Source organism: Pseudomonas sp. OTU5201, assembly GCF_038440135.1.
Taxonomy (GTDB): domain Bacteria; phylum Pseudomonadota; class Gammaproteobacteria; order Pseudomonadales; family Pseudomonadaceae; genus Metapseudomonas; species Metapseudomonas resinovorans.
In genome coordinates this window covers 79,542-91,456 of the sequence record NZ_JASATC010000025.1, presented here as the reverse complement: position 1 = coordinate 91,456, position 11,915 = coordinate 79,542, and the positions used below count along the sequence as shown (strand labels likewise).

At 62.7% G+C, this 11,915-nt stretch carries 11 protein-coding genes; 4 read left to right on the top strand and 7 right to left on the bottom strand.

All coding sequences use genetic code 11. The features are described from left to right. From AAHM40_RS16775 to AAHM40_RS16765, 3 genes are all read right to left on the bottom strand, one after another. On the bottom strand, nt 1-1,089 hold a 1,089-nt coding region (locus tag AAHM40_RS16775; RefSeq protein WP_342245651.1), incomplete at its 3' end, for a proline dehydrogenase family protein. A gap of 309 nt (nt 1,090-1,398) precedes the next feature. After that, nucleotides 1,399-1,968: a TetR/AcrR family transcriptional regulator gene (locus AAHM40_RS16770; protein ID WP_342245650.1), complete on the bottom strand. Its 570-nt coding sequence runs from the start codon at nt 1,966-1,968 to the stop codon at nt 1,399-1,401. A 106-nt stretch (nt 1,969-2,074) separates the two neighbouring features. After that, entirely contained in the window at nt 2,075-3,205 is a 1,131-nt protein-coding gene (locus AAHM40_RS16765) for a thiolase family protein (protein ID WP_342245649.1), read from the bottom strand. Nucleotides 3,206-3,512: 307 nt separating this feature from the next. On the opposite strand from AAHM40_RS16765, the gene AAHM40_RS16760 reads away from it, so the two are divergent. Continuing rightward, complete coding sequence (locus tag AAHM40_RS16760; RefSeq protein ID WP_342245648.1) at nt 3,513-4,394, top strand: DMT family transporter; 882 nt, start codon at nt 3,513-3,515, stop codon at nt 4,392-4,394. A gap of 76 nt (nt 4,395-4,470) precedes the next feature. Here the strand turns inward: AAHM40_RS16760 and AAHM40_RS16755 are convergent, their stop codons facing one another. Further along, complete coding sequence (locus AAHM40_RS16755; RefSeq protein ID WP_028630243.1) at nt 4,471-4,782, bottom strand: hypothetical protein; 312 nt, start codon at nt 4,780-4,782, stop codon at nt 4,471-4,473. A gap of 20 nt (nt 4,783-4,802) precedes the next feature. Beyond that, nucleotides 4,803-4,943, bottom strand: coding sequence for a hypothetical protein (locus AAHM40_RS16750; RefSeq protein WP_342245647.1), 141 nt, complete (start codon nt 4,941-4,943; stop codon nt 4,803-4,805). 128 nt (nt 4,944-5,071) lie between these two features. Between AAHM40_RS16750 and AAHM40_RS16745 the strand changes: the two genes are divergently transcribed. Beyond that, entirely contained in the window at nt 5,072-5,761 is a 690-nt protein-coding gene (locus AAHM40_RS16745; protein ID WP_446731580.1) for an endonuclease, read from the top strand. A 30-nt stretch (nt 5,762-5,791) separates the two neighbouring features. Here the strand turns inward: AAHM40_RS16745 and AAHM40_RS16740 are convergent, their stop codons facing one another. Both AAHM40_RS16740 and AAHM40_RS16735 read right to left on the bottom strand, forming a co-directional pair. Continuing rightward, a complete protein-coding gene (locus tag AAHM40_RS16740; RefSeq protein WP_342245646.1) occupies nt 5,792-8,041 on the bottom strand; it encodes an ATP-dependent DNA helicase in 2,250 nt (749 codons plus the stop codon). Nucleotides 8,042-8,043: 2 nt separating this feature from the next. Further along, nucleotides 8,044-9,675: a VRR-NUC domain-containing protein gene (locus AAHM40_RS16735; protein WP_342245645.1), complete on the bottom strand. Its 1,632-nt coding sequence runs from the start codon at nt 9,673-9,675 to the stop codon at nt 8,044-8,046. A 410-nt stretch (nt 9,676-10,085) separates the two neighbouring features. Between AAHM40_RS16735 and AAHM40_RS16730 the strand changes: the two genes are divergently transcribed. Both AAHM40_RS16730 and AAHM40_RS16725 read left to right on the top strand, forming a co-directional pair. After that, nucleotides 10,086-11,402 (top strand): flavin-containing monooxygenase, encoded by a 1,317-nt coding sequence (locus AAHM40_RS16730; protein WP_342245644.1) that lies wholly within the window; start codon nt 10,086-10,088, stop codon nt 11,400-11,402. A 72-nt stretch (nt 11,403-11,474) separates the two neighbouring features. After that, entirely contained in the window at nt 11,475-11,906 is a 432-nt protein-coding gene (locus AAHM40_RS16725; protein WP_342245643.1) for a RidA family protein, read from the top strand. Nucleotides 11,907-11,915: the final 9 nt, after the last annotated feature.

The following is an 11,915-nucleotide window of genomic DNA, read 5'->3' as shown; positions in this document are numbered from 1 at the left end:
TTTGGCCAGCAGGGTCAGGGACAGCAGGCGCGGGTACAGTTCGCCCATCATGCGCTCGTACTGGGCGCGGCTGTAGCGCGGGTGCAGGGCGGAGAGCTTGATGGAGATGCCCGGGCCCTCATAAATGCCGCGACCGTGAGAAGCCTTGCCGATAGCGTGGATGGCCTGCTCGTAAGAGGCGTAGTAGCGCTGGGCATCTTCTTCGGTCAGCGCGGCTTCACCGAGCATGTCGTAGGAGTAGCGGAAGCCCTTGGCTTCGAAGTTGGTGGCGTTGGCCAGGGCCTCGGCGATGGTTTCGCCGGTGACGAACTGCTCGCCCATCAGGCGCATGGCCATGTCCACGCCCTTGCGGATCACTGGCTCGCCGCTCTTGCCGATGATGCGGTTCAGCGAGGACGACAGCCCGGCTTCATTGTGGGTGGATACCAGTTTGCCGGTGATCAGCAGGCCCCAGGAGGCCGCGTTGACGAACATCGACGGGCTCTGGCCCAGATGCTGCTGCCAGTTGCCGGTGCTGATCTTGTCGCGGATCAGGGCGTCACGAGTGCCCTTGTCCGGGATGCGCAGCAGGGCTTCAGCCAGGCACATCAGCGCCACGCCTTCCTGGGAGGACAGGGAGAACTCCTGCAGCAGGCCCTGGACGATACCGGCGCGGCCGCCAGCGCTTTTCTGGTTGCGCAGTTTCTCGGCGATGCCATAGGCCAGCTTGTAGGCAGCGTCAGCCATCTCGGCGGGCAGGCGGGCCTGCTCCAGCAGCATGGGCACGGCTTCCTGCTCGGGGCGGCGGTAGGCGGCGGTGATGGCCGCGCGCAGCACGGACTGCGGCAGGATGCTTTCGGCGAATTCGAGGAACGGCTGGTGGGTGGACTCGGGGAGGGCTTCGAGCGCGTCGTGGTCACCTTCGGCCAGGCGCTGGGCAATGCCTTGGAGTTCCGGAAGGGTCATGCCGCTTTCCAGGGCCTCGAGGTAGCTGAAGATCGCTTGCTTGATCAGCCAATGCGGGGTGCGCTCGATCCTGCGCGCAGCTTCCTTGAGACGATCGCGGGTAGCCTCGTCCAGTTTCACGCCAAGGGTGGTGCTCGTAGCCATTTCTTGTCCTCTTTTCAGCCGTGGTCGTACGGCAGTAGCGGCGCAAAGATTAGCGATGTCCTACAAGGGGTGCAACCGGGTGCAACCAAAGGTCGTATATCTGGCGACGATCAGCGGATGAAAGGTCGTCTCAATGACGCGAAATGGTTGCACCTGATTGGTGCGAAGGCTCGAATTTACGGGCGTTTCGCGAGGCTTGGCCGGCTTGACGAGGGAGGGTGCAACCCAGGTGCAGCCGGTTTTAGCCCTACCTGGAAAGCATAGGCCGCCCTCGCTGAATGCCGAGGGCGGCGACGGATGGTGGTGCAGTCAGGCCTTGGCGGCTTGTGCAGCCTCGACCTGGGCGAGGAGGGTTTGGCGGGCGCTGTCCAGGATGCGGTCGGACAGTTCCTCGCTGGCCACGCTGCGGGCCAGCGTCAGAGCACCCACCAGGGTGGCGAGCATTGCCAGACTCTGTTCTGCGCTGCCGGTTTCCTTCTCCATGAGCTCCAGCAGGCTGGTCAGTACGCCATCGGTGATGGGGCTGGCATTGCCGCGCTGGCCCATTTCGGCCGACATGGTCGGCAGTGGGCAGCCCTGCTCGGGGTGGGCGCGGTGCTGGGGCGAGAGGTAGCGCTCGAAGAAGGTTCTCAGCGGTTCTTCCTTGGTGAACGCCTTGGCCCACTGGGCATTGGCGTCATTCGCTGCTGCCTGCAGAGCCTCTTCCACCAGGGCATCCTTGGATTTGAAGTGCGCATAGAAGCCGCCATGGGTCAGGCCAAGGGCCTTCATCAGCGGTTGCAGACCGGTAGCGTCGATGCCGTCGGCGCGGAAGCGACGAGACGCCTCGGCGACGATACGTTTGTGGGTTTCGGCCTTGTGGTCTTCGGGGTAGCGCATGGCGGTCACCTCGTGGGGAAGATTGATATTGCGATTGTAATTCACATCCCCTGCCGCGCGAGCGGAAATCGGCCACGGCACCGAACCGGGTGCCTTGGCTGAACGATCACGCGCCTTCCAGCAGGGTGGCGACGCCCTGGCCGCCACCGATGCACTGGGTTGCGATGGCGTACCGGCCGCCGGTGCGCTTGAGCAGGCTGGCCGCCTTGCCAGTGATGCGGGCGCCAGTAGCACCCAGCGGATGGCCGATGGCCATGGCGCCGCCGTCCAGGTTCACCTTCTGCGGATCGATCTCGAGTTCCCGGATGCAGGCGAGGGCTTGGCTGGCGAACGCTTCATTGATTTCAAAGAGGTCGATGTCGCTTGCCTGGAGGCCCGAACGCTGTAGCAGCTTGCGGGTGGCGTAGAGCGGACCCATGCCCATGATTTCCGGCGGGCAGCCAACTACGGCTACGGCCTTTATCCGAGCCAGGATGTCGAGGTTCCAGCGCTTGGCGAACGCCTCCGTGCACACGAATACCGCGGCTGCGCCGTCGGTCAGGGGAGAGGCGGTACCCGCCGTGACGCTGCCGCCGAAGGCCGGCTTCAATTGCGCCAGGGCTTCCGGGTTGGTGCCTGGACGTATGCAGCCATCTTCGGTGACCAGGCCATCAGGTGTTTCGGCAGCAATGATTTCGTCCTGCAGCAGGCCCTGCGTCCGCGCCTCGGTAGCCTTGCGGTGAGACTCCACCGCCAAGGCTTCCTGGTCGACGCGGGAGATGGCGTAGCGACCGGCGACCACCTCGGCGGTATGACCCATGGCCATGTAGGCCTGTGGGTAGCCGTTCACCAGCGTCGGATTGGGTGAGATGTTGAAGCCGCCCATGGGCACGCGGGTCATGGACTCCACGCCGCCGCAGATGAAGGCTTCGCCCGCGCCCAACTGGATCTGCCCGGCGGCGAAATGGATGGCGCTCATGGAGGAACCACAGAAGCGATTGACCGTCGCCCCCGCAACGGTTTCCGGCAGGCCGGCAAGAAAGCCAGTAATGCGCGCCAGGTTCATGCCTTGCTCGGCTTCCGGGTAGGCACAACCCAGGATCAGGTCCTCGATTTCCCTTGGGTCTACGTCCAGGCGTTCCACCAGGCCCTTTACCACTTGGGCGGCGAGGTCGTCCGGGCGCAGGTTGATCAGACCGCCCTTCTTGGCGAAGTGGAAGGGCGAACGGGCGTAACCGGCGATGACGATGGATTGCATGGAAGGCTCCTTGGGGTGGAGGGCTGTCTTCGATGCGTTGAATGATAAGTGTAATTCAACTGGCTGTACATGATGGTCGTACTACAAAGTGACCGGGAGCGCGATCGATCAGCTGGAAACCTGGGCCTGTTCGGCTTTCACCGCGCTGATGAAGGCTTCAGCTGCTTGGTGTCGGTGAGTAGGTGTGCTCACGCAGGGGCTTGCATATCTGTCGACTCTTGAGTGATGCAGGCTTAGTCGATATCTTGAGTCGCCTAATCATTAGTCTGCTACCAAGCTCTTCTTGGCAGACCCTCCGGATCGCCTCATGAGTTCCCAGAGCCATTTGCCGCAGCGCATCGACCAGCCCCTGAAAGGCATCGTGCTGGTCTGTCTGGCTACTTTTCTGTTTTCCAGTCATGACGCCATCTCCAAGTACCTGTCGGCCTTCTATCCCATCGTGATGGTGGTGTGGGTGCGCTACCTGGTGCACACCTTGCTGATGGCGGGGTATCTGCTGCCGCGCGAAGGTGGGCGAGTACTGCGGACCAAGCGGCCGTTGCTGCAGGTGGTGCGGGCCCTGTGTCTGATAGGGGTCAGCCTGTTGTTCACCACCGGGCTGCGCTACATCCCGTTGGCGGAGGCGACGTCGGTGATCTTCCTGGCACCGTTGCTGGTCACTGCGCTATCGGTGCCCTTGCTGCGTGAGCGGGTGTCGCGTGGGCAGTGGGCGGCTGTGTTGGTGGGGTTTGGCGGCGTGCTGTTGATTGTGCGGCCGGGTGGTGCGCTGTTCACTCCGGCCATCCTTCTGCCGCTGGCGGCGGCTGTTTGCTTCGCTTTCTACCAACTGACCACGCGCATCCTCAGCCGCACCGATAGCGCCGCGACCACCAATTTCATCACCGGCCTGACCAACACGCTGATAATGAGTGCTCTGGTGCCGTTCTTCTGGCATCTGCCCGACAGCCTCGGACACAGCCTGCTGATGCTGGCCCTGGGCGCCTGCGGCATGGGCGGGCACATGCTGCTGACCCAGGCCTTTCGCCATGCGTCGCCACCGCTGCTGGCGCCTTTCGGTTATGGGCAGATCGTCTTCGCCGGATTGCTCGGGTTGCTGCTGTTCAACCACGCGCCGGACCAGATCGGCCTGCTGGGCATCGCTATCATCGTCGGTAGCGGGCTGTTCATGGCCTACGCGCAGAAGCGTTGAGACGGTTCGATGGCAAGGCCTTTCCATCTCGAGCTATAGCTCACGTTCACGCCTGCCGGTGGGCTGAAAGCCCACCCTACGCGCTTTCCACCTCGCGCGAGTCCACATACTCCTTCAGCCATCTCAGCACCTGCACCGGCTCCCAACGGGACGGATCGAACAGGGCATAGGCCTGGCCCTGGTAACCCACCACGTCCAATTGCCGGTGATAGCCGGCGCGCTGGAACAGGGCCTCGATCTCGGCCAGGCAGGTATTGAAATGCAGGCGTCCGAACGGCGTCTTGCCATCGGTCACCAGGCCTTCCAGGCGTAGTTCTTCCACCGCTTCACGGATTTCTTCCGGGGCCATGCGGCTCACCGTGTACTTCAACTGGCGTACATCCAGCATCTTGGGCGTCCTCGGGCGGTTCAATGCAGCTGCCGGCCAGCGAGCAGCGGCTGCACCTGGCCACGGGGCGGGAAGGGCAGTGGCAACTGGTAGGGCAGGGGAGTGTTCGATGGAACAGGTTGCTCGGGCATCGGCAAGCGGATAGGTGCTGATACAGGCATAGGACTTTTCCTGAATTACTGTATATTTATACAGATAGCAGTTGCCGCGGTCTGATGGCAACCAAACCAAAGGAAAAATCTGCTGTCAGTCATTTCCCCTTGACGCAGTACCGGGAATTAGAAGCCTGATGATTCGCTCTATCTTGCTGTTTTGCCTGTTGTTTTCCGCCGCCACTGAAGCCGCCGCACCCCGCACCTTCAATGAAGCCAAGAAGGTTGCCTGGAAGCTCTATGCCACTCACCCGGTGGAGTTTTATTGCGGCTGCCGTTACCAGGGCAACCGCGTGGACCTGAAGAGCTGCGGCTATGTGCCGAGGAAAGCGCCGCAACGGGCCAAGCGCATCGAGTGGGAGCACATAGTGCCGGCTTGGGTGATTGGCCATCAGCGACAGTGCTGGCAAAAAGGCGGGCGCAAGAACTGCACAGAGAACGACCCTACCTATCAGCGCGCCGAGGCTGACCTGCATAACCTGGTGCCGAGCATCGGCGAGGTGAATGGCGACCGCAGCAACTACAGCTTCGCCTGGCTACCACAGAAGCCCAGTCAATATGGAGCCTGCCCCATGGTGGTGGACTTCAAGGCGCGCAAGGCGATGCCGCGTCAGCAGATCCGCGGGATGATCGCGCGGACCTACTTCTACATGAGCGATCGCTACGGACTGCGTATTTCCAGCCAGGACCGCAAGCTCTACAACGCCTGGAACCGGCAGTACCCGGTGGAAGCCTGGGAGCGCAACCGCAACCAGCGCGTGGCTTGCGTGATGGGCTATGGCAACCCGTTTGTGGGGGCGGTGGATATGGGTGCCTGCCGGCGATAGCGCAGGGCCGGCGCACTTCGCCACTGCAGGCTATGCGTTATCGACGGACCACCAGCTGGGTAGCAGCCGCTGCACGTCCGGTCGGGCGAAGCGGTCGTCTATCAGGTGCACCACGCCCCTGTCTTCGGTCGTACGGATGACCCGTCCGGCCGCCTGCACCACTTTCTGCAGGCCGGGAAAGAGGTAGGCGTAGTCGTAACCGGCGCCAAAAAGCGCGGCCATGCGGCGCTTCAGTTGCTCGTTCACGGGATTCAGTTGCGGCAGCCCAAGGGTGGCGATGAAGGCGCCGATCAGTCGCTCGCCGGGGAGGTCGATCCCTTCACCAAAGGCGCCGCCGAGGACGGCGAAGCCAATGCCCTGGCCGCCGACTTCGAAGCGCTGCATGAAGGCGTGACGCTCGGCCTCGTCCATCTGCCGGCCTTGCAACCAGATGGGAACGTGCGGCTGTTGACGGGCGAACAGGCTGGCAACCTGGTTCAGGTAGTCGTAGCTGCTGAAGAAGGCCAGGTAGTTGCCGGGGCGTTCTGCGAACTGCCGGGCCATCAGGCCGGCGATGGGGGCAATTGACGCGCTGCGGTGCTGGTAGCGCGTGGAGACGTCGGCCGTTACCCGCACCTGGAGTTGTTCGTCGCTGAAGGGCGAGTCCACTTCCAGCCAGGGCGTATTGGGGGCCAGGCCCAGCAGGTCGCAGTAGTAATGGCGCGGGTTGAGGGTGGCCGAGAAAAGCACCGTGGAGCGGCTGGCCGCGAAGCGTGGGCCGAGGAACGGTGCCGGCACCAGGTTGCGCAGACACAGGCGGGACAGGTTGCTCGAGCCTTTGCCGGGGCGCTTGCTGAGGTCGAATAACGAGTGACTGTCGAACTGCTCGGCCATGCGGCCGAATTGCATGGCCTCGAAGTAGAAGTCCTGCAGGGCGGCGTCCATGGCCGTGGGATTGTCGGTGAGGTAATCGGTAATGGTGGTGACCACCCCCTGGAGCGCATTCAGCAGTTTCGCGGGTGGCGCATCGTAGGCGCGGTAGTCCTCGACCTGTTCCTTGTTCAATTCGCTCCAGGTGCGGCCGACCCGCCCCAGGGATTTTTTCAGTACGGCAGGAGCGTGCTTGTGCAGGGCCTTGAGGCTCGACTGGTCGAGTTCGGCTGAGTACATCTTGCGGGCTCTATCCACCAGATTGTGGGCTTCGTCCACCAGCACTGACACGCGCCACTGGTTGGCAGTCGCCAAGCCATGGAGCAGGGCGCTCGAGTCGAAGTAGTAGTTGTAGTCGCCTACCACCACGTCACTCCAGCGCGCCATTTCCTGGGCCAGGTAATAAGGACAGACCTGGTGGGCGAGGGCGACATCGCGAAGGGCGTTTCGGTCCAGCCAACGCCGTTTTGCTGCGGCTTCTCGTGCGGCTGGCAGGCGATCGTAGAAGCCTTGGGCGAGTGGACAGGATTCGCCATGACAGGCGTTTTCCGGGTACTCGCAGGCCTTGTCTCGGGCTACCAGTTCCAACACTCGCAGCGGGCCACTGTCGAGCTGTTGCAGGGCGTCCAGGGCCAGTTGGCGGCCTGGGGTCTTGGCGGCGAGGAAGAACACTTTGTCCAGGCCCTGGCGTGCAAAGGCCTTTAGCAAGGGGAACAGGGTGCCCAGGGTCTTGCCGATTCCGGTGGGTGCCTGGGCCATCAGGCAGCAGCCGGTGCTCACGGCCTTGTAGACGGCTTCGGCAAGTTGGCGCTGGCCATGGCGAAACCGGGTATGGGGAAAGACGAGCGTTTCCAGCGCGGTATTGCGCGCTTGCCCATGGGTCAGCTCCTGCTCAGCCCAGGCGATGAATCGCTGGCATTGCTCTTCGAAGTAGGCGCGTAGGTCGTCGGCCCGATAGCGTTCGGTAATCAGGGTTTCTTTTTGGCTGCCGATGTCGAAGTAGACCAGCGCCAGCTCGATCTCCTGCAGCGCCTGCTGCTGACAGAGCAACCAGCCATAGACTTTGACCTGTGCCCAGTGCAGGTGGCGGTGGTTGGCCGGCATGCGCTGAAGGTCGCCGCGGTAGGTTTTCACTTCTTCCAGTCGGTTGAGTTGCGGGTCGTACCCGTCGGCACGACCACGCACCCGCAAAGGGCCGAACTCACCACTGAGGCAGAGTTCGGCCTGGTAGTCCGCGCCTCGTCGGCTGGCGACCAGCGAGTGGCCGGCGATGCCTTCCTGGGCGGTGGGGGCGGGGGTGAAGCGCAGGTCGAGGTCGCCGCCTTTGGCGGTGAAGTCGCAAAGCGCACGCACGGCGACGCTATAGCTCATGGTCAGTCTTGCGCCCACTGCACGTAGCAGACTTCTACCGGGATCTCGTGTTTGGCGCAGAACTCCAGCCAGCGCAGTTGATTGTCTTGCAGGCGGTCACCGGGGCCCTTCACTTCGATCAGGCGGTAGCGACGTTCGTCCGGCCAGAACTGGATCAGGTCCGGCAAGCCGGAGCGGTTGGCCTTGATATCGGCGAGGATTCGCTGGAAGCAGGCTTTGAGCTGCGTTGCCGGCAGACAGGACAAGGCTTGGTCCAGCAGCGCTTCATCGAGGTTGCCCCAGTAGACGAAGGGTGACAGCAGCCCTTGCTTGGCGGCGTAGGTGCGACGAATGCTGGTCCGGTACTCGTCGCCATCCAGTTGCGCCAGGCAGGCGTCGAACAGCTTCGCGCGGCGCTCATGGAAATCCGGGCTGAGCAGGTCCGCGGGGCCGTTGTGGAAGGGATGAAAGAAGGCGCCCGGCAAGGCGGCGAAGATGGCATCCCAGCAGAGCAGGCCGAACAGTGAGTTGAGCAGGGTGTTCTCGACGTAGTGCACAGGGGCGTGGTCTTCGTGCAGATGCAGCTGCACCGCGTGCTCCACCGATAGCGGCGCTGGCGGCTGCGGTAGGGCCAGGTCGATACGCCGCACTGGCGTGCTAGCGGCAGGAGGCTCTTTCGGTAGACCGAGTTTGCGGCGCAGGCGAGGCAGAATGCGTGCCAGGTGCTGTTGCTCTTCCTCGCTGTGTGGTGCGGAGCAGGCTGTCTGGGCCAGACCGAACGCGTCGTCGTGGGCACCGAGACGCTCCAGTACACGGATGCGTCGCACGCGCGCTCCCGCGTAGTCGCTGAGGTCATAGAGGCCAAGCGCAGCGTCCAGCAGTCCGCTGCGTTCGCAGTGCTGGCCGACCTGGAATAACAGCTTGCGCCGACGTGCGTCCAGCCACGGGTTGCCGTGGGTTTCCAGGGGTAGTTCAGTCAGCAACCTATCCAGTGCTTCGCCTGCATCGAAGTGCTCACGCCAGCGATGCAGCAGCAGGTAGAACTCGAAATCGGCACGGTCGCGAAAGCCTCGCGCGGAGGCATCAATCTCGATTTTTTCGTACTGATAGATGCCGAGGTCGGCGAGCACGAACTCTGACCAGTCCTGATAAAGATTGCCAAAGAACATCAGTCTAAGACGGTCGCAAAGGTCCATCAGGCCGACGGCGTAGACGCAGTCGTCGCTGGTCGGGTACCAGTCGGAGAATGGACGCGGTTCGAGGTTCTCGACGAGCAGGGCCGCCAGGCGCTCGATTTTTCGCCCGGGTGAGCGGCCGAAACAGGCGTCCACTTCGGCCAGGGTGAGCAGGGCGAAGAGCTGCGCGAGGTCCAGATCCGGCGTGGCGTCGATCCAGCCAAGGGCAATCAGGGGCGCCGCCGCTTCCTGTGTACTGCCGATCTCGGCGTAGTTCAGCTTGCTGGCGCGGAACAGATTGCCCTTGCGCATCACCATGCGCACCAGCAGCGCCTGGGAGGCGCGTGGCAGGGCGCGGAAGCCGTCGATGAAGTCCCGCTCATCGGTATCCAACAGGTCGCTGTAGCGCTCGCTGATCCAGTCGATCAGCGTGTGGAAGTTGTGCAGGTAGTAGAACGGATCTTCAAGGGCGGCGGGCATGGAGAGAGAACTGGGTCGGGCTTGTACTGTGGATTTATACAGATATCAGGCGCGGCTGGTGTGCGGCAAATGGATTTCGATCAGTGGGGCTCAGTCGACTGCGGCCAGCACCCGACTTTGCAGCCAGGCGAGCGCGGGGTCGCAGCTGCCACGTTGAAGCCACGCCGACTCTGCGGGCGCCGTAAACGTTGAGAAGCCATTTAATTTGTCGCGTCTGAAACTAAAAAACCTATATCCAAAGCCTTATGCCACGCGGGCCGCGCACTTTGAGTGCAGGCAGCTTTTTCCTAGCCAGCGACTACAAAAATCATAATTTCGCGAATCCCTCGCTCTGAACAGAATGCGGCCAACCCCCAAACAGATAGCCGCAACAGCAGAACAACAATGATCAGAATCAGAGGAGGCAAGCTATGACCGACCTGAACCAACCTGCGCTTCAGACGTGCGCGGACAGGCCAGTTGAGACCATTGAAATCGATACGCTTGTCGTTGGCGCCGGTCAGGCCGGCGTGGCCATGAGTGAGCACCTGAGCAAGCTTGGGGTGCCGCACCTCGTCCTGGAGCGCAATCGCATCGCCGAAGCCTGGCGCACGGGGCGCTGGGATTCGCTGGTTGCCAATGGCCCGGCCTGGCACGATCGCTTCCCGGGACTGGAGTTCGACCTCGACCCCGATGCCTTCGCCCCGAAAGAACAGGTTGCGGCCTACTTCGAAGCCTACGCCAAGCAGTTCGATGCCCCCATCCGCACCGGCGTGGAAGTGAAGTCGGTAGTACGCAATACCGACCGTCCGGGATTCACCATCGAAACCTCCGAGGGTGTGATCCAGGCAAACCGTGTGGTGGCCGCTACCGGACCTTTCCAGCGCCCGATCATCCCGCCGATCGCGCCTACCAATGCGAAGGTCACGCAGATCCACTCCGCTCAGTACCGCAATCCGCAGCAACTGCCAGAGGGCGGCGTGCTGGTGGTGGGTGCCGGATCGTCGGGAGTGCAGATTGCCGATGAGCTGCAGCGCGCCGGCAAGCAGGTCTACCTGTCAGTTGGCCCGCATGATCGTCCGCCGCGTGCCTACCGCAACCGCGATTTCTGCTGGTGGCTCGGCGTGCTTGGCCTGTGGGATGCGGAAGCCGCGCAGCCGGGCAAGGAACACGTGACCATTGCTGTAAGCGGTGCCCGTGGCGGCCATACGGTCGACTTCCGTGGCCTGGCCCATCAGGGCGTGACGCTCGTTGGTCTGACCAAGTCGTTCGATGGCGACCTGGTGACCTTCCAACAGGACCTGGCGGACAACATCGCCCGCGGTGACGAGAACTATCTGTCCTTGCTGGATGCCGCTGATGCCTATATCGCGCGCAATGGTCTCGATCTCCCGGAGGAGCCCGAAGCCCGCGCTATCTACCCGGATCCGGAATGCGTGAGCAACCCGATTCTCGAGCTGGACCTCACCAAGGCCGGCGTCACTTCGATCATCTGGGCGACCGGTTATGCAGTTGATTACAGCTGGTTGAAGGTCAACGCCTTCGACGCCAAGGGCAAGCCGCAGCACCAGCGCGGTGTGTCGGCCGAGCCGGGCGTTTATTTCCTCGGCCTGCCGTGGCTCTCCCGTCGTGGCTCCACCTTTATCTGGGGCGTTTGGCACGACGCCAAGCACATCGCCGACCACATCGCCACCCAACACAAGTACCTCGCCTACCGCGATGCCTCGCAGCGGCAGGCGAAAGACTGAGCGAAAGCGTTTCCGTGCAGGTGACTGCCGTCATTCGCGTGTTCAAACAATCAGATTTATGGAAGTGATTCGATGCCTACCCATACTCGCATCCGCATGTTCAACACCAAGGACACCTATCCGAACCAGTCGCTGGACAACGACCTGTGCCAAGCCGTACGTGCCGGTAACACCGTCTATGTGCGTGGCCAGGTCGGGACCGATTTCGAAGGTCGACTGGTAGGCCTCGGCGATCCACGCGCCCAGGCCGAGCAGGCGATGAAGAACGTCAAGCAACTGCTGGAGGAGTCGGGCAGCGACCTGTCTCATATCGTCAAGACCACCACCTACCTGATCGACCCGCGTTACCGCGAGCCGGTCTACCAGGAAGTGGGCAAATGGCTGAAGGGCGTGTTCCCCATTTCCACCGGCCTGGTGGTGTCGGCCCTGGGCCAACCCCAGTGGCTGATGGAGATCGACGTGATCGCGGTGATTCCGGACGACTGGCAGCCGGCGAAGGCATAAGGAGCAAGG

Coding starts and splice junctions, on each gene's coding strand:
- AAHM40_RS16750 (WP_342245647.1), bottom strand. CDS start 4,943: ATGCCTGTATCAGCACCTATCCGCTTGCCGATGCCCGAGCAACCTGTT.
- AAHM40_RS16760 (WP_342245648.1), top strand. CDS start 3,513: ATGAGTTCCCAGAGCCATTTGCCGCAGCGCATCGACCAGCCCCTGAAA.
- AAHM40_RS16740 (WP_342245646.1), bottom strand. CDS start 8,041: ATGAGCTATAGCGTCGCCGTGCGTGCGCTTTGCGACTTCACCGCCAAA.
- AAHM40_RS16755 (WP_028630243.1), bottom strand. CDS start 4,782: ATGCTGGATGTACGCCAGTTGAAGTACACGGTGAGCCGCATGGCCCCG.
- AAHM40_RS16745 (WP_446731580.1), top strand. CDS start 5,072: ATGATTCGCTCTATCTTGCTGTTTTGCCTGTTGTTTTCCGCCGCCACT.
- AAHM40_RS16770 (WP_342245650.1), bottom strand. CDS start 1,968: ATGCGCTACCCCGAAGACCACAAGGCCGAAACCCACAAACGTATCGTC.
- AAHM40_RS16730 (WP_342245644.1), top strand. CDS start 10,086: ATGACCGACCTGAACCAACCTGCGCTTCAGACGTGCGCGGACAGGCCA.
- AAHM40_RS16765 (WP_342245649.1), bottom strand. CDS start 3,205: ATGCAATCCATCGTCATCGCCGGTTACGCCCGTTCGCCCTTCCACTTC.
- AAHM40_RS16735 (WP_342245645.1), bottom strand. CDS start 9,675: ATGCCCGCCGCCCTTGAAGATCCGTTCTACTACCTGCACAACTTCCAC.
- AAHM40_RS16725 (WP_342245643.1), top strand. CDS start 11,475: ATGCCTACCCATACTCGCATCCGCATGTTCAACACCAAGGACACCTAT.